The following is a 21,000-nucleotide window of genomic DNA, read 5'->3' on the forward strand; positions in this document are numbered from 1 at the left end:
CATATCACTCGCCAGGACGTCTTCTCACCGGATATTGGTTAAACCGGACACAGCATGCTGATCCCCTCAAAACTGAGCCGCCCGGTACGGCTGCAAAATACCGTGATACGCGACCGTCTATTGGTTAAGTTATCAGGTGTAGCAAACTATCGCCTGACTTTGATCAATTGCCCAGCCGGTTATGGTAAGACCACGTTGATCGCCCAATGGGCTGCCGACCAATCCAATCTCGGGTGGTATTCACTGGATGAAAGTGACAATCAACCAGAGCGTTTCGCCTCTTATCTGATTGCTGCGGTACAGTTGGCGACTGGCGGCCATTGCAGTAAAAGTGAAGCGCTCAGCCAAAAGCATCAATACGCCAGCCTTTCAGCGCTGTTTGCTCAATTATTTATCGAGTTGTCCGATTGGGACGGCCCGCTTTATCTGGTCATCGATGACTATCATCTGATTACCAATGACGCTGTTCATGAAGCTGTGCGCTTCTTTCTGCGTCACCAGCCGGAAAATATGACGCTGATCCTGCTATCCCGCACCTTGCCACCGCTGGGAATTGCTAACCTGCGGGTGCGCGATCAGTTGCTGGAATTAGGCATGCAGCAACTGGCATTTAATCATCAGGAAGCACAGCAATTTTTTGATTGCCGCCTGTCAGTGCCACTGGAACAAGGTGATAGCAGCCGCTTGTGTGATGAAGTTGAAGGCTGGGCTACCGCGCTGCAACTGATAGCACTGTCATCGCGTCAGCCAAACTCATCCGCGCAAAAATCGGCAAAACGCCTGGCAGGGTTAAATGCCAGCCATTTGTCAGACTATCTGGTGGATGAAGTATTAGATCAGGTGGATAGCAATTCCCGCGTTTTTCTGCTGCGTTGCTCAGTATTACGTTCCATGAATGATGCCCTGATTGTGCGCCTGACTGGGGAAGATAACGGTCAGCAACGGCTGGAAGAGTTGGAGCGCCAAGGGTTATTTATTCATCGTATGGATGACAGTGGTGAATGGTTCTGCTTCCACCCGCTATTTGCCACCTTCTTGCGCCAGCGCTGCCAGTGGGAATTGGCGTTGGAGTTACCGGAATTGCATCACGCAGCCGCTGAAGGTTGGATGGCGTTGGGCTACCCGGCTGAAGCAATCCACCATGCGTTGGCCGCAGGTGATGTTGGCATGTTACGTGATATCTTGCTGCAACATGCCTGGACTCTGTTTAACCACAGTGAGTTGGCGCTGCTGGAACAATGTCTAGTCGCCCTGCCTTACTCTTTATTGGTGCAGAATCCAGAACTGGCACTGCTACAAGCCTGGCTGGCGCAAAGCCAACACCGTTATGGTGAGGTGAATACCTTGCTCGAGCGCGCTGAATCGGCAATGCAAGAACGCAAAATCCCTGTTGATGAGATTTTACGCGCTGAATTTGATGCCCTGCGTGCTCAGGTGGCTATCAATGATGGTAAGCCAGATGAAGCCGAAAAACTGGCAACTGATGCGCTGAAATATCTGCCGATGGCGAACTTTTATAGCCGTATTGTGGCAACCTCCGTAACTGGTGAAGTTCATCATTGTAAAGGGGAGCTAAGCCGTGCGCTGCCCATGATGCAGCAAACCGAGCAAATGGCACGTCGCCACGAAGCCTATCACTATGCCTTATGGGCATTGCTACAACAGAGCGAAATCCTGATTGCACAAGGTTTCTTGCAAGCCGCTTATGAAACGCAAGATAAAGCCTTTGATTTAATTCATGAACAACATCTTGAGCAGTTGCCGTTGCATGAATTCCTGCTGCGTATTCGCTCCCAAATTTTATGGTCGTGGTCACGGCTGGATGAAGCGGAAGAAGCGGCACGCAAAGGCATTGAGATTCTGGTCAATTACCAACCCCAACAGCAATTGCAGTGTTTGGCGATGCTGGCAAAATGCTCACTGGCGCGTGGTGATCTGGATAACGCCAATATGTATATTCAGCGTTGTGAGGCCCTGCAACACGGCAGCCAATATCATCTCGACTGGATAACCAATGCCGATAAGCCACGGGTTATTCACTGGCAGATGACCGGGGATAAAGTCGCCGCCGCAAGTTGGCTGCGCCAGGCAGAAAAACCGGGGATGGCGGATAATCACTTTTTACAGGGGCAGTGGCGTAATATCGCGCGGATACAGATCATGCTAGGGCGGTTTAATGAAGCCGAAGTGGTATTGGACGAACTGAACGAAAATGCCCGCCGCCTTCGTTTAACCAGTGACCTCAACCGTAATCTGTTGTTAAGTAATATCCTTTATTGGCAAACCGAACGTAAAAGTGAGGCCCAGAAAGCGCTGATTGAATCACTGTCATTGGCTAACCGCACCGGTTTTATCAGCCATTTCGTGATTGAAGGTGAAGCTATGGCACAGCAGTTGCGCCAACTGATTCAACTTAACGCGTTACCGGAATTGGAACAGCATCGTGCTCAGCGAATACTGAAGGATATTAACCAGCACCATCGGCATAAATTCGCCCATTTTGATGAGATATTTGTCGATAAACTGCTAACTCACCCGCAAGTACCAGAACTGATCCGTACCAGCCCGCTAACCCAGCGCGAATGGCAGGTATTAGGGCTGATTTACTCCGGCTACAGTAATGAACAGATCGCCGGTGAGCTGGAAGTGGCAGCCACTACGATTAAAACCCATATCCGTAATTTATATCAAAAACTGGGGGTTGCTCACCGCCAGGAAGCCGTACAACAGGCACAGCGTTTATTACAGATGATGGGTTATGTTTGATTATTTTTATTGTTATGGCAATAAGTTACCACTGTACTGCAATTTACATTAAACCAATGTTATTGCAGTCAGTGGTCTTTGGCGATAATATTTTTTATATTAATAATATTATCGGCTATAACTGTTAGCTCTTTAATATCTATGGGGGATTGAAGCAACAATCCTACTGATTGAAAAGACAAGTTAAGTACAACTATATAGCCTATATAATTTTTTCATTTCGTTTTTACTACAAACTTCCCACTTCATTGAAATATTTAATGAATTCCAACAATGACTTTAATGTCGGATTAGCATTCAAACTGGCATTCCTTTTCTCCACCTTAATATTATCATTATAAATAGTAGCCTGAGATTGATATTGTGCACTTGATAAGCGGTTAAGCATAGATAATGCCTTTATTTTAAACCAACCATGTGCCCTATATTAATAACGATAGATTTAATTTATTAATTCTATAAAAAAACAACATATTAAATTGGAATCAGAGACAAAAATAACATTACAGTTAGTCTGGTATTTATCAGCTAAAAAATGATTATAATCGTGTTTTGGCATTTTCTCTCTAAATGCATTTTTGTAAGGTAGAGCAAGATGGAACAGTTTGAAACAATCAGTGTTGAGCAGGCTCATAGCCGCCTGAAAGAGAATACCGCCGTATTGGTCGATATCCGCGATCCACAGAGTTATGAAGCGGGCCATGCACCCATCGCGTTCCATTTGACCAATAGCAGCCTGCATACCTTTATGCAGCAAACAGATTTTGAACAGCCCGTCATGGTGATGTGCTACCACGGCAATAGCAGCAAAGGGGCGGCGCAGTATTTGCTCCAGCAGGGCTTTGAGGCGGTTTACAGCATTGATGGTGGTTTTGAGGCATGGGCCAAAAGCTATCCACAAGAAATCATTCGTGAAAATGTCTGACTTTGTTACCCGTTTGTAGCTTGTCATTCGCCACAACCGACCAGATTGTGATATTTTTAAGCACTTTAATCACATTCATAATATCTATACTCAAAATCATTGGCGTTGCAGGTAGGCAGCTCACAACCCTGCGGCCTCAAATACAAAAGGTATAGACGGTAATGGGCAATATGATTCGTGTAATAGCAATCTCTAATCCGCGTCTGGCACAGGCCTTTGTGGATTATATGGCCACTCGCAATGTGGTACTGGAAGTTCGGCCTGATACTCAGGGTGCAGAGATCTGGCTTGCCGATGATGAGCAATTGCCCTTGGTGCAGCAGGAGCTGGAACAGTTTTTGCTCGATCCCCTCAATCCACGCTATCAGGCCGCAAGTTGGCAATCGGGTAATTTACACTCAAATTTATCCTATCAGCGCTTTTCCTACCTGCAGACGCTGCGCAGTCAGGCCGGCCCACTGACATTGAGTGTCATGGTACTGTGCATCGCCATCTATATTCTGATGCAAATTGTCGGCGATGCGGCCGTTATGTCATGGCTTGCCTGGCCCCGCGACGAGAGCCAATATCTACAACTCTGGCGCTGGGTCAGCCATGGCTTTTTACACTTTTCGCTACTGCATATCTTATTTAACCTGATGTGGTGGTGGTATCTGGCAGGACAAATGGAAAAACGGCTTGGCACCGGTAAATTGCTGGTATTAACTGTGGTATCTGCCCTGTTCAGTGGCTGGGGGCAATCGCTATTTAGCGGTGTGAATTTTGGTGGTCTGTCTGGTGTGGTGTATGCCTTAATGGGTTATGTCTGGCTGACCGGCGAGCGCGCACCCGAGCGCGGTATCTCGTTGCCCCGAGGTTTAATGGCTTTTTCTGTCCTCTGGCTGATTGCCGGTTATTTCGATGTTTTAGGTTTGTCGATTGCCAATGCGGCTCACGTTTCAGGTTTGATTATTGGGTTATTAATGGCATTTTGGGATACGCGCAACAGCGTAAGAACCACACAATAACTGCCTGAGCAACCAGGCGCATTAGGGGATTATAGTGAAGCAAACGCAGCGGCATGATGCGATTATTGAATTGGTACGCCAACAAGGCTACGTCAGCACTGAAGAGTTAGTAGAACATTTTGCCGTTAGCCCGCAAACCATCCGGCGTGATTTGAATGATTTGGCTGACCAAAACAAAATTCATCGTCATCATGGTGGTGCAGCACTCCCTTCCAGCTCAGTTAACGCCGCCTATAACGATCGTAAAGTGATGTGGTCGGAAGAAAAGGCCCGTATTGCACAGCGTGTTGCCAGCCAGATCCCCGATGGTGCAACACTGTTTATCGATATAGGTACCACGCCAGAAGCTGTCGCCCACGCGCTGATGAACCATAAGGGGCTGCGGGTGGTGACCAATAATCTTAACGTTGCTACCTTGCTGACGGCTAAAGAGGATTTCCGGCTGATTCTGGCTGGTGGTGAAGTTCGCACCCGCGATGGTGGGATTATTGGTGAGGCCACACTGGATTTCATTTCTCAGTTCCGTCTTGATTACGGCATCCTTGGTATCAGTGGTATTGATATGGACGGCTCATTATTAGAGTTTGATTACCATGAAGTGCGCACCAAGCGAGCAATTATCGAGAACTCCCGTTGTGTGATGCTGGTAACCGACCACTCGAAGTTTGGTCGTAACGCAATGGTGAATTTGGGGAATATGAATTTGATTGATTATCTGTTTACCGATCAGATGCCTCCTCCCAGTGTGATGAAGATTATTGAGCAGCATCAGGTTCAATTGGAGTTGTGTTAGTCATTAAATTTTAGTTTTGGTGATCCGGTGCGGTTGTTAAGTCAACTCAAGTGCTCTAACAACCGAATCGGACCACAGAACACCGAACAACCAAACCTAATCACCAAATCCAAATCCAAATCCAAATCCAAATCCAAATCCAAATCCAAATCCAAATCCAAATCCAAATCCAAATCCAAATCCAAATCCAAATCCAAATCCAAATCCAAATCCAAATCCAAATCCAAATCCAAATCCAAATCCAAATCCAAATCCAAATCCAAATCCAAACTTTCCCCACATTTTGATAACAAAACTGTTACCTCCATCACGGGGGAATGTTTTTTTTTGGTTAACTCTTGGCTTGTTTGTTGGTTTTTGATTACAATCATGAGCGAAAACGAACATTAAAGAGCTGTTTCGAACATCTGGAGAGAGGAAGCATGGAAACCAAAGACTTGATCGTGATCGGTGGCGGCATTAATGGTGCCGGTATCGCTGCGGATGCGGCAGGGCGTGGCCTGTCCGTTCTGCTGCTGGAAGCGCAAGACTTGGCCTGTGCTACGTCTTCCGCCAGCTCCAAACTTATCCACGGTGGCCTGCGCTATCTGGAACACTATGAATTCCGTCTGGTAAGTGAAGCACTGGCCGAACGTGAAGTATTATTGAAACTGGCACCGCATATCGCATTCCCAATGCGTTTTCGTCTGCCGCATCAACCCCACCTGCGCCCAGCCTGGATGATCCGCACTGGTTTGTTCCTGTACGATCACTTGGGCAAACGTACCAGTCTGCCTGCCAGTAAAGGGTTGCGTTTTGGACCAGAATCGATATTGAAACCAGAATTGGTGCGCGGTTTCGAATATTCTGACTGCTGGGTCGATGATGCTCGCCTGGTGGTGCTGAATGCCCAAGAAGTGGTCGAGCGCGGTGGTGAAGTCCGCACCCGTACCAAAGTGACCCGTGCCTGGCGTGAACAAGGTCTATGGATGGTTGAAGCCATTGATGTGAATACCGGCAAAACCTTTACCTGGCGTGCCAAAGGCTTGGTAAATGCGACCGGACCATGGGTTAAGCAATTCTTCGACGACGGCCTGAAGCTGAAATCGCCTTATGGCATCCGCTTGATTAAAGGCAGCCATATCGTCGTGCCACGGGTTCATAATCAGCCACAAGCCTATATTCTGCAAAACGAAGACCATCGTATTGTTTTCGTCATTCCGTGGTTGGATGAATATTCCATCATCGGCACTACTGACGTGGAGTACCACGGCGATCCGAAAGAGGTGAAGATCGACTCACAAGAGATCGATTACCTGCTGAAAGTGTATAACGATCACTTTAAAAAACAGTTGGGTCGCGACGATATCGTGTGGACCTACTCTGGTGTACGTCCGCTATGTGACGACGAATCAGATTCACCGCAAGCTGTTACCCGCGACTACACGTTGGATGTAGCCGATGAAGACGGTAAAGCACCACTGCTTTCTGTATTTGGCGGCAAACTGACCACCTATCGCAAACTGGCAGAACACGCGCTGGAAAAACTGTCTGGCTACTATCAGAATGTCGGCCCAGCATGGACCAAGACTGGCGCATTGCCGGGTGGTGATATTGGCGGCAGCCGTGATAACTATACTGTTCAGTTGCGCCATCGCTATAACTGGTTACCTGAAGGGCTGGCCCGCCGCTATACCCGTACTTATGGTAGCCATAGCGAGATAATTTTGGCAGAAGCGACCAGTATCGAAAGCTTGGGTGAACATTTCGGCCATGGCTTGTACGAAGCAGAATTACGCTATCTAGTTGAAAAAGAATGGGTTGTAGAACTAGATGATGCGATTTGGCGTCGTACCAAGTTAGGTATGGCTCTGGACGATGCGCAGAAACAGCGCGTTGCCGAATGGTTGGCACAGGTGCAGGCCGGAAAACAACAGACATTATCGCTGGTTTCCTGATAACCCATCCAGTTCATCGATCTGCTTAAAAAAACCCTCTTCACAGTTGACTGTTGAAGAGGGTTTTTATTATTAGCTCAGTGGATATAACTACAGCCTGATAGGTTTAATATGCCAAATCTCGTCGGCATATTCTTCAATGGTACGATCTGAAGAGAAGTAACCCATATTGGCAATATTGAGTAACGTCTTGCGCGTCCATTCGTCCGAATGGCGATATAGCGTATCAACCTGCTCCTGAGTATCCACATAGCTGCGATAATCAGCCAATAGCTGGTAGTGATCACCAAAATTAACCAGTGAATCGAACAGGCTGGTATAGCGTTTAGGGTCTTCGGGACTAAAGGTGCCCGTCGCCATTTGCGTCAATGCCAGATGCAATTCAGGATCTTCATCGTAATATTTCCGTGGGTTATAACCATTGTTACGCAGCACCTCGACCTGTTCGGTGGTATTGCCGAAGATAAAGATATTCTCCTCACCCACATGTTCGCGGATCTCGACGTTAGCCCCATCCAATGTGCCAATGGTCAGCGCCCCGTTGAGGGCAAACTTCATATTACTGGTACCCGAAGCCTCGGTTCCCGCCAGAGAAATCTGTTCCGATAGGTCAGCCGCCGGAATGATCAACTGCGCCAGACTCACGCTATAGTTTGGAATAAATACTACTTTCAGTAGGTTATTAATCCGAGGGTCATTGTTGATTACCTTCGCTACGTCGTTGATCAATCGAATGATTTGCTTAGCATTGTAATACGCTGATGCCGCTTTACCGGCAAAAATTACCACGCGCGGCACCCACTTCTCATTCGGTGCTTCGAGAATACGGTTATAGCGGGTGATAACATGCAACACATTCAGCAATTGTCGTTTGTACTCATGAATACGTTTGATTTGCACATCAAACAACGCGCCCGGATTGACCACAATATTCAATTTTTCAGCAATATAAGCCGCCAGCCGTTTTTTGTTCTCCAGCTTGGCCTTTTGCAATGCCTGCAAGAAGCTGGGGTAATCGAGGTTTTTTTCCAGCTCACTGAGTTGGCTCAGATCAGTCCGCCAATTGTGACCAATACTCTCATCCAATACCGTAGCCAGTGGTCGGTTAGCCAACCCCAGCCAGCGCCGTGGCGTCACCCCATTGGTTTTATTGCAGAAGCGATTAGGGAAAATGTGAGCGAAATCGGCAAACAGTGACTGCACCATGAGTTCAGAGTGCAAAGCAGACACACCGTTAACTTTATGGCTGGCGATCACCGCAAGCCATGCCATACGGACCTTCCGCCCATGGGTTTCATCAATAATAGAGACTCGTGGCAACAGTTCTGGTTCAGACGGATATTGTTCCTGCACCAGTTTGAGGAAGTGATCATTGATATCAAAAATGATTTGCAGATGGCGCGGTAAGATTTTGCCAATCATGTCAATTGGCCAGGTTTCCAGCGCTTCGGTCATCAGCGTGTGATTGGTGTATGAGAACACCTGCTGCACCACGTCCCACGCATCCATCCAATTGAACTTATGTTCGTCGATCAACAGACGCATCATTTCAGGAATGGAAAGGACCGGGTGAGTATCATTGAGATGAATAGCAATCTTATCTGCCAGATTATCGAACGTCTGATGCATGGTCCAGTGGCGGCTGAGGATATCCTGTACCGTCGCCGACACTAAAAAGTACTCTTGTCGCAAACGTAATTCACGGCCGGAATAGGTAGAATCATCGGGATACAACACTCGTGATACGTTTTCTGAATGGTTTTTATCTTCAACCGCAGCAAAGTAATCACCCTGATTGAATTTGCCCAAATTGATTTCATTACTGGCCTGCGCAGACCATAAGCGCAGTGTATTAGTTGCATCCGTATCAAAGCCAGGGATGATTTGATCATAAGCACAGGCGAGGATTTCTTCGGTTTCCAGCCAGCGAGTTTTGCTGCCTTCCTGCTGAATTCGGCCACCGAAGCGCACTTTATAGCGGGTATTATGGCGTGGGAATTCCCAGGCATTACCATATTCCAGCCAGTTATCTGGCGACTCCATCTGTTGGCCATCCACTATTTTCTGGCTGAACATGCCATATTCGTAGCGGATGCCGTAGCCTCGGCCCGGTAGTGCCAGTGTTGCCAGTGAGTCCAGAAAACACGCCGCCAGACGGCCTAAGCCACCATTGCCAAGCCCAGGGTCGTTTTCTTCTTGCAACAGCTCTGACAGATTGAGGCCCATCTCATCCAGCGCCTGTTCGATATCTTCATAAATACCCATAGATAACAGTGCATTAGAGAGGGTTCGCCCCAATAAAAACTCCATCGACAGATAGTAAACCTGACGAACGTCTTGTGATAATTGTGCGCGGTTAGAGCGTAGCCAGCGTTCTACCATCCGATCCCGTACCGCAAATAATGTCGCATTCAGCCAATCGTGCTGAGTCGCAATCGAGGGATCTTTGCCGACAATAAACATCAATTTGTAGGCAATCGAGTGTTTCAGCGCATCCACACTGACAACGGGTGAGGTATAACTGAACGGTGATGTCATAGCGGTTTTCCCAATTCGTGGTTACAACAAATCGACAACTAGAGACGCCGATAAAGTGACAGATATTGACCAGCAGCTACTTGCCAACCAAAGTCCAACCCCATTGCATGGCGCTGAACATGACGCCAATGTTTTGGCCGGCTCCACAGAACAAAAGCACGGCGAATTGCCCGCACCAATGCCTGCGCATCGCATTCATCAAACACAAACCCCGAGGCGCTGCCATCCGCCAGATTTTCCAGCGCGCAATCCACCACGGTATCTGCCAACCCGCCCGTATGCCGGACCAGTGGCAAAGTGCCATATTTCAAACCATACAACTGCGTTAACCCACAAGGTTCAAAACGGCTAGGCACCAGAATCACATCCGCACCGGCAATAATTCGGTGAGAAAATGCCTCGTGATAACCAATTTGTACCCCAACCTGGCCGGAATAGTCTGCCGCTGCCGCCAAAAACTCCTCTTGTAGAATGGCATCCCCCGCCCCCAAGACCGCCAGTTGCCCACCTAGTTTCAGTAATTCAGGCAAAGCTTCCAGCACCAAATCCAACCCTTTTTGCTCGGTCAATCTACTGACCACGGCAAAAATAGGTTTCTTATCCGTCACCTCCAACCCCATCGTGGTTTGCAGATGCACTTTATTCACCGCTTTCTGCTGCAGGTTCTCTATGTCATAGCAGGCGTGCAGCAAGGTATCGCTCTGTGGGTCCCAAATGGCGCTATCCACCCCATTGAGGATGCCGGTCAAACGCCCCTGACTGGCTCGTTCTTGCAGCAGCCCTTCCATGCCGTAACCAAAAGCAGGTTGGGTAATTTCTTTGGCATAGGTCGGGCTGACAGTAGTGACATGATCAGCAAAGAACAGCCCAGCTTTCAGATAGGAAATTTGACCGTAGAACTCCAACCCGTACATTTGGAAAAATGCGGCGGGGAGTTGTAACTCAGCCAAATGGTACCCAGCAAATAGCCCCTGATAGGCCAGATTATGGACGGTAAATACTGATCGTGCCGGTCTACCACGCGCCGCCAGATAAGCACAGGCCAGCCCAGCGTGCCAATCATGGGCATGCACCACATCGGGACGCCAGAAACCATCCAGCCCGCAGGCCAGCTCACACGCCATCCATCCCAGCAAGGCAAAGCGGCGATAGTTATCGGCGTAAGCATGCAACGACTGGTCGTGATAAGGGCTGCCAGCGCGGTCATATAACCCCGGAGCATCAATAAGATAGATACCAATGCCCTGATAATGGCCGTAGCGCAGAGAAACCCGTCCGGCAAAGGTGTCTATCTCCCTAACCAGCACGGTGTCTGGTATTCCACGACGCAAATCAGGGAAGCCCGGTAGCATGACCCGAACATCGGCCCCTTCAGCAATTTGTGCGGCAGGTAAAGCGCCAACAACATCAGCCAATCCCCCTGTTTTCAACAAAGGAAATAGCTCAGAACATACGTGTAAGACCCGCATCGTGACTCCTGACACCTATCGGATAAATAAAATAGCCCTATTTGACGTTGACGGCTAATTTCGCCAGCATCGCACGGGTCACTAGCACCACCCCGCCCTCCGAACGATAAAAACGGGCGCTATCTTCATCGGCGTTCTCCCCGATAACCATCCCTTCAGGTATGTGACAGGCGCGATCAATAATGCAGCGGCGTAAACGGCACGAGCGACCAACATTGACATCAGGCAGCAATACCGTGGAATCAATGGTACAGAACGAGTTCACCCGAACCCGAGGGAACAACACCGAATGCACCACTACCGAGCCAGAAACAATACAGCCACCGGAGACCAGCGAGTTCATGGTCATGCCATGGCTACCGGAGCGATCCTGAACAAACTTAGCCGGCGGCAACGGCTCCATATGGGTACGGATTGGCCAGGCACGGTCATACATATCCAGCTCTGGTGTGACCGATGCCAAATCCAGGTTGGCCCGCCAGTAGGCATCCAATGTCCCAACATCACGCCAATAAGGTGGCAATTCGGCATTGGAGGTCACGCAGGAGAGATCAAACGGATGTGCCCAAGCCGCCTTCTGTTCGGTAAGTTTGGGAATCAAATCTTTACCAAAATCATGGGTAGAGCCAGGGGTATTCATATCTTCTTCTAATAACTTGAACAGATAATTGGCATTAAAAATATAGATCCCCATACTGGCTAACGCCATATCAGGCCGTCCAGGCATTGAAGGCGGGTTCGCAGGTTTTTCAAAGAAAGCCGTTATCTGGTAATCCTCGTCCACCTCCATTACCCCAAATTCATTGGCCTCGTTAATGGGTACCGGGATACAAGCAACGGTGCACTCAGCGCCTTTCTCTACGTGGTCGATGAGCATGCGCGAGTAATCCATCTTGTAGATGTGGTCACCGGCCAGAATGACCACATATTCCGCCTCATAGCGGCGGATAATATCCAGGTTTTGATAAACCGCATCCGCAGTACCTTTGTACCAATGCTCGGTGCTCAAACGTTGTTGGGCAGGCAATAAATCAACAAACTCGTTCATCTCCTCGTTGAGGAATGACCAGCCACGTTGAATATGCTGCACCAGAGTATGAGACTGGTACTGGGTGATGACACCGATACGGCGGATACCTGAATTCAGGCAGTTAGATAGCGCAAAATCGATGATACGGAACTTGCCGCCAAAATGTACCGCCGGTTTGGCACGGGTGGCGGTCAAATCTTTCAGACGAGAACCACGACCTCCGGCCAGAATCAGCGCTACAGATTTATTCGGTAATTGTCTGGCTAACATCAATGGGTCTTTATTTTCGAATTTAACCATGGCTGACTCCTTAAGATTTCAGTACGAGCACGCAAATGTCATGCGCGGCTCCGTTCCATACGGTGAATGATTCCATCTGATCTGACGGCCCAAAAGGAGGGATAACCTCCCATTCCCCCGTAGGTAACTGTATTTCACATTCTTGACCAGTGGCGTTAATCACCACCAGCCAGCGCTGAGACAACAGAATTTGCAGCTGTTTCTGGCAGCCATGTTCCCAAGCTGCATCACTCAGCACTTGCCCCTGACTATCCAGCCATTGCACATTGCCATCACCCTCCTGCCACCATGCGTCCTTAATCAGGGCCGGAATTTGCTGGCGTAACCGGATAAGATCGGCGGTAAATGTCATTAATGAACGATCCGCACTGCCCCAGTCGAGCCAGGTGAGGATGTTGTTCTGACAATATGCATTGTTATTACCTTGCTGGCTGTGACCATGCTCGTCACCGGCCAGTAACATTGGCGTTCCCTGCGAGAGTAATAAGCTGGCCAACAATGCCCGCTGACAAGACTTACGCCGTTGCCAGATAGCCTCATCAGCCACCAACCCTTCGCTACCAAAATTATTACTAAGATTGTTATCACTGCCATCACGGTTTTCCTCACCATTGATTTGATTGTGCTTTTGGTTAAAACACAGCAAATCCTGCAAAGTAAAACCATCATGGGCGGTAATTTGATTGATACTGGCGGAAGGCAAACGCCCCCGCTGTTGGAAAAGATTGCTTGAAGCGGCAAAGTGCTGAGCAAATAGTCCCAGCGGTAAGTCATCCCTTAACCAGAAACGGCGCATCGCATCACGATACTGGTCATTCCATTCACTAAAACCGGTAGGGAAGTTACCCAATTGATAGCCTCCCAGACCAATATCCCAAGGCTCGGCAATCATTTTGCAGGCACGCAGCCGCTCATCGGCAGCCAGCGCGGTAAATAAAGGGGCATGTTGGTCAAAAGCCGGCGTGCGGCCCAGAACGGTACCCAGATCAAAGCGGAAGCCGTCAACATGGCAGCTATCGAGCCAATGATGCAGGCAGTCGATAACCCACTGCATGACATTAGGATGATTAAGCCGCAGCGTATTGCCGCAGCCAGTCATGTTGTCGTATTCACCGTCAGGAGTGAGCCAGTAATAGCTAGCATTGTCGATACCGCGCTGGCACAGGGTTGGGCCAAAAATATCCAATTCGGCGCTGTGATTGAACACCACATCGAGAATCACTTCGATACCCGCTTTATGTAACGCTTTGACCGCATCCCGCAGCTCTCGCAGCGGAGATATGCCGTCACGGCCCGAGGCATAGTCAGGATCAACGGCATAAGGCGCTAGCACGTTATAGCCCCAATAATTACCCAGTCCCATCTTCTGTAAACGAGGTTCATCGACGTGGAATTGCACCGGTAACAACTCCAGTGTGGTAATGCCCATGTCTTGCAAATAGGTAATCATGACGGGATGAGCTAACGCCGCATAGCTACCACGCAGATCAGCCGGAATATCAGGGTGCAGTTTGGTTAAGCCGCGTACATGGGCTTCATAAATCACGGTATTGCCCCAAGGAATAGCCGGTGACTTATCCTCCTGCCAGTCATATTCTTCATGTACCACAATGCACTTAGGTAAGGCGGCAGCACTGTCGCGCTCATCGGGCTGATTAACCCCCCCCTCCAAGCTTGGATCATCCGCCACTTTGCGATCTAATGCATGGGCACCGGGGTCTATCAATAATTTATGTGGGTTAAAACGATGTCCTTGTTGTGGGTCAAATGGCCCGCTGACCCGATAACCATAGCGCTGCCCCGGTTTACCTCCAGGCAGATAGCCATGCCAGATATCACCACTGCGGGCGGGCAAGGCAATCCTCAATTCTTGGTTATTGTCATCAAACAGACACAGTTCGACCTGTTCAGCATGGGCTGAAAACAGCGTGAAATTTATCCCAGCCCCATCAAAATGGGCACCAATCGGTGTCGGGGAACCACGGGTAAGGCCAGTCATCCTACCCCTCCCGTAACAGGTAAATAGTCGACAGTGGCGGTAGTGTTAACAACAATGAGTGCGCGTGGTTATGGCTACCGACATGCTGGCTATGGATCCCCCCCTGATTACCCAGATTGCTGCCACGGTAAAACTCAGAGTCAGAATTAAGTACTTCCCGATAATGCCCTGCCTGCGGAATGCCCACACGGTAGTCATAACGCGGCACCGGTGTGAAATTACTGATGGCAATCAGTTCGCCACCATTCGCATCACGGCGCAAGAAAGCAAACACTGAGTTTTCGTGGTCATCTACCACCAGCCATTCAAAGCCATCGGGCTGATAATCCAATTCATAGAGTGGCGCATGTTGTTGATAGCAGTGGTTCAGGTCACGAACAAAACGCTGCACGCCACGGTGCCAGCCATTTTCATCATCCAGTAAATGCCAGTCCAGGCTGGTATCGAAATTCCACTCGCGCCCCTGCGCAAACTCGCAGCCCATAAACAGCAGTTTTTTACCGGGATGCGCCCACATAAACGCGTAATAGGCACGCAGGTTGGCGAATTTCTGCCAGGCATCCCCCGGCATACGATCGAGCACCGAGCGCTTACCGTGCACCACTTCATCGTGGGAGATAGGCAAGATAAAGTTCTCGGTATAGGCGTACAACATCCCGAAAGTCATCAGATTATGGTGGTACTTGCGATGAATCGGATCACACTGCATGTAATTGAGCGTGTCATGCATCCAACCCATATTCCATTTATAGTTAAACCCTAATCCACCGGCATCGGGCGGTAATGTCACGCCAGGAAAATCGGTCGATTCCTCCGCCATCGTCACACCGCCAGGGCGCTCAACGCCGATGGTGTGATTGGTGTAACGCAGGAAAGCAATCGCTTCCAGATTTTCACGCCCGCCATAATAGTTAGGCACCCACTGCCCTTCAGCACGGCTATAATCGCGATAAATCATCGAAGCCACGGCATCAATACGCAATGCATCGATACCAAAACGTTCCATCCAGTAAAACGCATTGCCAGCCAAATAATTACGGACCTCATTACGACCATAGTTATAAATCAGGGTATTCCAATCCTGGTGATAGCCTTCGCGCGGATCGGCATATTCATACAACGAGGTGCCATCAAACTGCATGAGCCCGTGTTCATCACTCGGGAAGTGGCCGGGAACCCAATCAAGGATGACGTTAATCCCCGCGGTATGGAATGCGGCAACAAAATCTTTGAAATCCTGCGGAGTACCAAAGCGGCGGGTCGGTGCATATAACCCGAGCGGCTGATAACCCCAGCTGCCATCAAATGGATGTTCGTTAATCGGCAGCAGCTCGACATGGGTAAACCCCATGTATTTAACGTATTCAACCAATTGCTCAGCCAACTCGCCATAACTGAGCCAATAGTTATTATCGGTATGGCGGCGCCATGAACCGAGATGGACTTCATAGATAGAAACCGGTGAGCGCAAATCATTGGCTTTCTGTCTTGCTGGCGTATTTTGTACCACTTCAGGTAACGGGCTGACCAACGAGGCAGTTTCTGGCCGCATCTGAGCTTCAAATGCATAAGGGTCCGCTTTTAAGCGCACCTGATCATTACTGTCTATTATCTCAAATTTGTACAACTGGCCGGCTTGTACACCGGGCAGGAATAGCTCCCAAATACCATTTTCGCGCCGTAACCGCATCGGGTGGCGGCGACCATCCCAAAAGTTAAACTCCCCCACCACAGACACTCGTTTGGCATTAGGTGCCCAAACGGCAAAACTGACCCCCGCGACTCCATCAAGGCTCATTAAATGCCCGCCCAGACGTTCATAAGGGCGTAGATGGGTGCCTTCGGCCAATAACCAACTGTCAATATCCTGCAATAACGTCCCGAATCGATAAGGATCTTCGATGATTTGGGGACTGTCTTGCCAAGTAACCGCTAATTGATAACGAAACGGGCTTTTACGACGAGGAAGCTTCGCAATGAAAAAACCGCGCGGGTCTTCACTGGTCAACTGAGCAATGTTGCGCCCACTTTCCGTTTCGACCAGCCAGACTTCTTTTGCATCTGGCAGCAAAGCGCATATCTGTAACCCTTGCGCAGTTTGGTGCATACCCAAAATGGAAAAGGGATCGGCATAATGGCCGGAAATAATCTGATTAATCACCTGACGATCGGGAAGTACTGGCATGATTTCTTCCTATGATTAACGGCATGATTTTGAGCCGAATTCTGAACTCTGACAGCAGAACCGACCTTTTCATCATGCAATCCATTTAGCGTTTAAAGAGTGACTAAGGTCAATGATTAACCAATTAGTTGATTTAATGCCCTAATACTCATTTTCTGACAGTAAAAGCTCGTCAGTTAATTTTTCTTACCCAAACTATAAGCATAGTCAAAGGCCGCCAAAAAAATCGGCTTACTATTAATGAAATTTTTTCTCATATGAATTAGCAAAAAAAAACAGTGTTTAAACGGCGTAAGGCGTGCGTGAATGACGTAAAACCCTAAGTTAAGACGTAAAAACAGTGCGGATAACATCGGCCAGTAGAAATGCCCAAAACAGGGAACTGAGCTGACGTTTGCCCATATAAGGCCCTTTTTGCTTAAAAGGGGTGACGGTTAAAACTTTCTGCGGCTAAATGTGGTTACAATAGCGGCAAGAATTAGCATTTGTGGTTATCAATATGGGCGTAAGCCAAGCCGAACTGATTTTCTCCCTGCTACAACAGATGTGTGTGTATCTGGTGATCGCCTATCTGTTAAGTAAAACACCGCTGTTTATTCCGTTAATGCAGGTTACCATTCGGCTGCCCCACAAACTGGTGTGCTATCTCACGTTTTCCATGTTTTGCATCATGGGCACCTATTTTGGTCTGCATATTGAGGACTCCATCGCCAATACCCGTGCTATCGGCGCTGTGTTAGGTGGTGTTTTGGGGGGGCCATCGGTCGGTTTTCTGGTAGGGCTGACGGGTGGGTTGCACCGTTACTCCATGGGTGGGATGACCGCCACCGCCTGTATGTTGTCTACCGTCGCTGAAGGGCTATTGGGTGGCTTCCTCCACAGCTATTTGATACGTAAAAACCGCCTTGACTTGCTGTTCCAGCCGCTGGTGGTTGCAGGCATTACGCTGGTCGCTGAAGTCCTGCAAATGTTAATTATTTTGGCCGTTGCTCGCCCATTCCATGAAGCTGTCGAGTTGGTCGGAAACATTGCCCTGCCGATGATGATCACCAATACCATTGGTGCTGCCATGTTTATGCGTATCTTATTGGACCGGCGGGCTATTTTCGAAAAATACACCACCGCCTTCTCAGCCAAAGCATTACAAATTGCCGCACGGGCGGAGGGGCAACTACGCCATGGTTTTGACCAACAAAACAGTATGCGGGTGGCGCGTATCTTGTATGAGGAACTGGGCGTTGGCGCGGTGGCAATTACCGACCGCGAGAAGCTGCTGGCATTTATCGGTACTGGCGCCGACCATCACCTTGTGGGGAGTGCTATCACCTCAGACCATACCCACCGGGCGATTGAGTTGAATCAGGTGGTTTATGCCGATGGCAATGCCGTCCCTTATACCTGCTCTATTTCACCTAATTGCAAACTGGGTTCCACGTTAGTTATCCCACTACGCGGTGAAGAGCATCGGGTGATTGGCAGCATCAAGCTGTATGAACCAAAAAGTAAATTGTTCTCCAGTATCAACCGCACATTGGGTGAAGGTATTGCTCACCTGCTGTCCGCCCAGATTCTGGCGGGTGAATTTGAACAACAGAAACAGCTATTGGCACAATCAGAAATCAAGCTACTGCACGCGCAAGTAAATCCTCACTTCCTCTTTAACGCACTGAATACCCTGTCAGTAGTAATCCGCCGTAATCCAGACCATGCCCGCAAGCTAGTGCTTTCTTTGTCGACATTTTTCCGTAAGAACCTCAAGCGCAGCCATGATGTGGTCACGCTGAGCGATGAAATTGAACATGTGAATGCTTATCTGGAAATAGAAAAGGCACGTTTTGCCGACCGCCTCTCCGTTGAGATCTCATTACCTGATGAATTGATGGAAGCGCGTTTACCGGCTTTTTCCCTGCAACCCGTGGTCGAAAATGCCATCAAACACGGCATAGCGCAGATGTTCAATAACGGGCGCATCACCTTGCACGGTAAGCTCGAGGGCAATACGTTGATACTGGAAGTGGAAGACAATGCTGGTTTGTATCAACCGCAACCAAACGGCGATGGGCTGGGGATGAATCTGGTAGACCGGCGAATTAAAGTCCGCTATGGCAACGAATATGGTGTCACCGCCCTAAGCGAGGCAGATAAATTCACGCGCATTACACTTAAATTGCCCTTTATCACCGCGAGTGAGGGTTAACAACGGTTAATTACTTACCCGTGCGGGCAATGATACTCACCATATTAAGTACCGCGGCAGAGCGCTCATGCCGCCGCCATGCCAGTGTAATCTTGGTTTTTAGCAAACTATCGTCAATCTCATGATAAGTAACATTATTCGTCTGAATAGTTGTCAGTGAGCGAGGCACGATAGTAAAACCAAAGCCTGCCGACACCATCCCTATGGCAGACACCAACTGGGGGGATTGTTGCCCCAGCTCCGGCTTAAATCCGGCACGGTAGCAAGCGCTGATAATGGTATCAAACAATCCGGGAGCCACTTCGCGAGGGAAAGTAATCAGCTTTTCATGCTGTATCGCTTGCAGATTGATTTGTGGGCAGCGATGCAACTGATGGTTATGGGGCAGTACCAGCAACATATCTTCCTCCACCAGCACCTTACAGGTGAATTCATTACTGGCATCACATGGCTGACGGATAAAAGCCACATCAATGCGTTCGTTATGCAAATCATTCATTAACACCGGCATGGTCTTTTCACTGGGTGACAATATCACCTCAGGATATTTATCCCGATAGGCGTGGAGTAGGCGCAATACCAAGGGCTGGAAGGCTGTCGAGCTGGCAAAACCTACCCGCAACTTACCCGTCTCCCCGCGCGCGATACTTTTAGCTCGCTCTATCGCTTCATCCGTAAGCGTCAATATATGACAGGCATCCACATAGAACGCTTTCCCTGCATCAGTCAGTTCAACACCGCGCGTGAGCCGACGTAGCAGTGGTGTCCCGATCTCCCGCTCTAGCTTTTGAATTTGCTGACTTAGTGGTGGCTGAGAGATACCCAGCTTTTCAGCCGCCCGGGTGAAATGGCGGGCTGAAGCAACCGCAGCAAAATATCGTAGATAACGTAGTTCCATATATTATTGATATCAAAAAAGTGGGATTCCTATATTGGTACTTATGTTCTTTCAGCGTCAACCTTATACGTAAATATAAATATAATTTATGTTACAGGTAAGACGGAGAGAGAGATGACTAAATCAATAACATCGCATTGTTCATGTACTCAAGAGATTGTAAAAAGCTTTATTGCCTATAGAGAAAAGCATTCTGAGTGCATTATTTATCAAACATCACTAATGAGCGCGCTAATTAGTGGGGTTTATGAAGGCCAAATCACCATGGCAGAACTACTGAAACACGGTGATTTTGGATTAGGAACATTTAACAATCTTGATGGTGAATTAGTCGCACTAAACAGTAAAATTTATCAATTACGATCCGATGGCAGCGCCCGTTCAGCACAACCAGAACAGAAGACACCTTTCGCAGTAATGACGTTTTTTCAGCCGACAGAAAAACGCAGTTTCGAACATAAAATAAGCAGAAAGCAGCTCCATAATGTGATTGATGACCTTACCAAAACAGATAATCTGTTTTGTGCTCTGCGTATTGATGGCACCTTCAGCCACGTTGAAACCCGCACCGTTCCCTGCCAACAGCGCCCCTATAAACCCATGCTTGAAGCCATCTCCGAGCAACCGACGTTTGATTTCACCCATCAAAATGGCGTGATCATCGGTTTTCGCAGCCCAGACTATACCCAAGGAATAAATGTTGCTGGCTACCACGAGCATTTTATTACTGACACCCGCAATGGCGGTGGCCATGTGCTCGACTACCAATTGGAAAAGGGTGTTCTGACCTTCGGCACCGTGGCCAAACTGGTAATCGATCTGCCGCAGGAAGCTGATTTTCTCCAGGCCAATCTCTCCCCGCAAAATCTCAATAACGCCATCCGCGCGGTAGAAAGTTAACCGGCGGTAAAACATCAATTAATAGCGGCTAAATCAACCATAGAGGACAACACATC

General features: G+C 48.7%; 14 protein-coding genes. 7 read left to right on the plus strand and 7 right to left on the minus strand.

Annotation, left to right across the window (positions count from 1 at the left end; all coding sequences use genetic code 11):
- Positions 1–54 precede the first annotated feature (54 nt).
- From A6J66_015750 to A6J66_015765, 4 genes are all read left to right on the plus strand, one after another.
- Positions 55–2,766, plus strand: a complete 2,712-nt coding sequence (locus A6J66_015750; GenBank protein PNM25501.1) for an HTH-type transcriptional regulator MalT — start codon at positions 55–57, stop codon at positions 2,764–2,766.
- A gap of 595 nt (positions 2,767–3,361) precedes the next feature.
- The gene (locus tag A6J66_015755) at positions 3,362–3,691 is read left to right on the plus strand and encodes a thiosulfate sulfurtransferase GlpE (GenBank protein ID PNM25502.1); all 330 of its coding nucleotides are present in this window, start codon (positions 3,362–3,364) and stop codon (positions 3,689–3,691) included.
- Positions 3,692–3,861: 170 nt separating this feature from the next.
- Positions 3,862–4,698, plus strand: a complete 837-nt coding sequence (locus A6J66_015760) for a rhomboid protease GlpG (protein ID PNM27038.1) — start codon at positions 3,862–3,864, stop codon at positions 4,696–4,698.
- Positions 4,699–4,732: 34 nt separating this feature from the next.
- Positions 4,733–5,491 (plus strand): DeoR/GlpR family transcriptional regulator, encoded by a 759-nt coding sequence (locus tag A6J66_015765; protein ID PNM25503.1) that lies wholly within the window; start codon positions 4,733–4,735, stop codon positions 5,489–5,491.
- 96 nt (positions 5,492–5,587) lie between these two features.
- Here A6J66_015765 and A6J66_015770 read toward each other — a convergent pair whose 3' ends face one another.
- Positions 5,588–5,773, minus strand: a complete 186-nt coding sequence (locus A6J66_015770) for a hypothetical protein (protein ID PNM27039.1) — start codon at positions 5,771–5,773, stop codon at positions 5,588–5,590.
- 140 nt (positions 5,774–5,913) lie between these two features.
- On the opposite strand from A6J66_015770, the gene A6J66_015775 reads away from it, so the two are divergent.
- Positions 5,914–7,428, plus strand: coding sequence for a glycerol-3-phosphate dehydrogenase (locus tag A6J66_015775; GenBank protein ID PNM25504.1), 1,515 nt, complete (start codon positions 5,914–5,916; stop codon positions 7,426–7,428).
- A gap of 90 nt (positions 7,429–7,518) precedes the next feature.
- Here A6J66_015775 and A6J66_015780 read toward each other — a convergent pair whose 3' ends face one another.
- The 5 genes from A6J66_015780 to A6J66_015800 are packed head-to-tail and all read right to left on the minus strand — an operon-like array spanning position 7,519 to position 16,949.
- Positions 7,519–9,966: a glycogen phosphorylase gene (locus A6J66_015780; GenBank protein ID PNM25505.1), complete on the minus strand. Its 2,448-nt coding sequence runs from the start codon at positions 9,964–9,966 to the stop codon at positions 7,519–7,521.
- A gap of 38 nt (positions 9,967–10,004) precedes the next feature.
- Positions 10,005–11,435 (minus strand): glycogen synthase GlgA, encoded by a 1,431-nt coding sequence (locus A6J66_015785; protein ID PNM25506.1) that lies wholly within the window; start codon positions 11,433–11,435, stop codon positions 10,005–10,007.
- Between the two features lie 37 nt (positions 11,436–11,472).
- Positions 11,473–12,765, minus strand: a complete 1,293-nt coding sequence (gene glgC / locus A6J66_015790) for a glucose-1-phosphate adenylyltransferase (protein ID PNM25507.1) — start codon at positions 12,763–12,765, stop codon at positions 11,473–11,475.
- Positions 12,766–12,775: 10 nt separating this feature from the next.
- Positions 12,776–14,764, minus strand: coding sequence for a glycogen debranching enzyme (locus A6J66_015795; GenBank protein PNM25508.1), 1,989 nt, complete (start codon positions 14,762–14,764; stop codon positions 12,776–12,778).
- Position 14,765: 1 nt separating this feature from the next.
- On the minus strand, positions 14,766–16,949 hold the full coding sequence (locus tag A6J66_015800) for a 1,4-alpha-glucan branching enzyme (protein ID PNM25509.1): 2,184 nt from the start codon (positions 16,947–16,949) through the stop codon (positions 14,766–14,768).
- Positions 16,950–17,448: 499 nt separating this feature from the next.
- Here A6J66_015800 and A6J66_015805 point away from each other — a divergent pair, with 499 nt between their 5' ends.
- Positions 17,449–19,146: a sensor histidine kinase gene (locus A6J66_015805; protein PNM27040.1), complete on the plus strand. Its 1,698-nt coding sequence runs from the start codon at positions 17,449–17,451 to the stop codon at positions 19,144–19,146.
- A gap of 10 nt (positions 19,147–19,156) precedes the next feature.
- On the opposite strand, the gene A6J66_015810 is transcribed toward A6J66_015805, so the two are convergent.
- Positions 19,157–20,044 carry a transcriptional regulator gene (locus tag A6J66_015810; protein ID PNM25510.1) on the minus strand — a complete coding sequence of 296 codons (888 nt, stop codon included), beginning with the start codon at positions 20,042–20,044 and terminating at the stop codon, positions 19,157–19,159.
- 114 nt (positions 20,045–20,158) lie between these two features.
- Between A6J66_015810 and budA the strand changes: the two genes are divergently transcribed.
- Positions 20,159–20,944, plus strand: coding sequence for an acetolactate decarboxylase (budA, locus tag A6J66_015815; protein PNM25511.1), 786 nt, complete (start codon positions 20,159–20,161; stop codon positions 20,942–20,944).
- Positions 20,945–21,000 lie beyond the last annotated feature (56 nt).

Source organism: Yersinia enterocolitica (genome assembly GCA_002082245.2).
Lineage (GTDB): Bacteria > Pseudomonadota > Gammaproteobacteria > Enterobacterales > Enterobacteriaceae > Yersinia > Yersinia enterocolitica_E.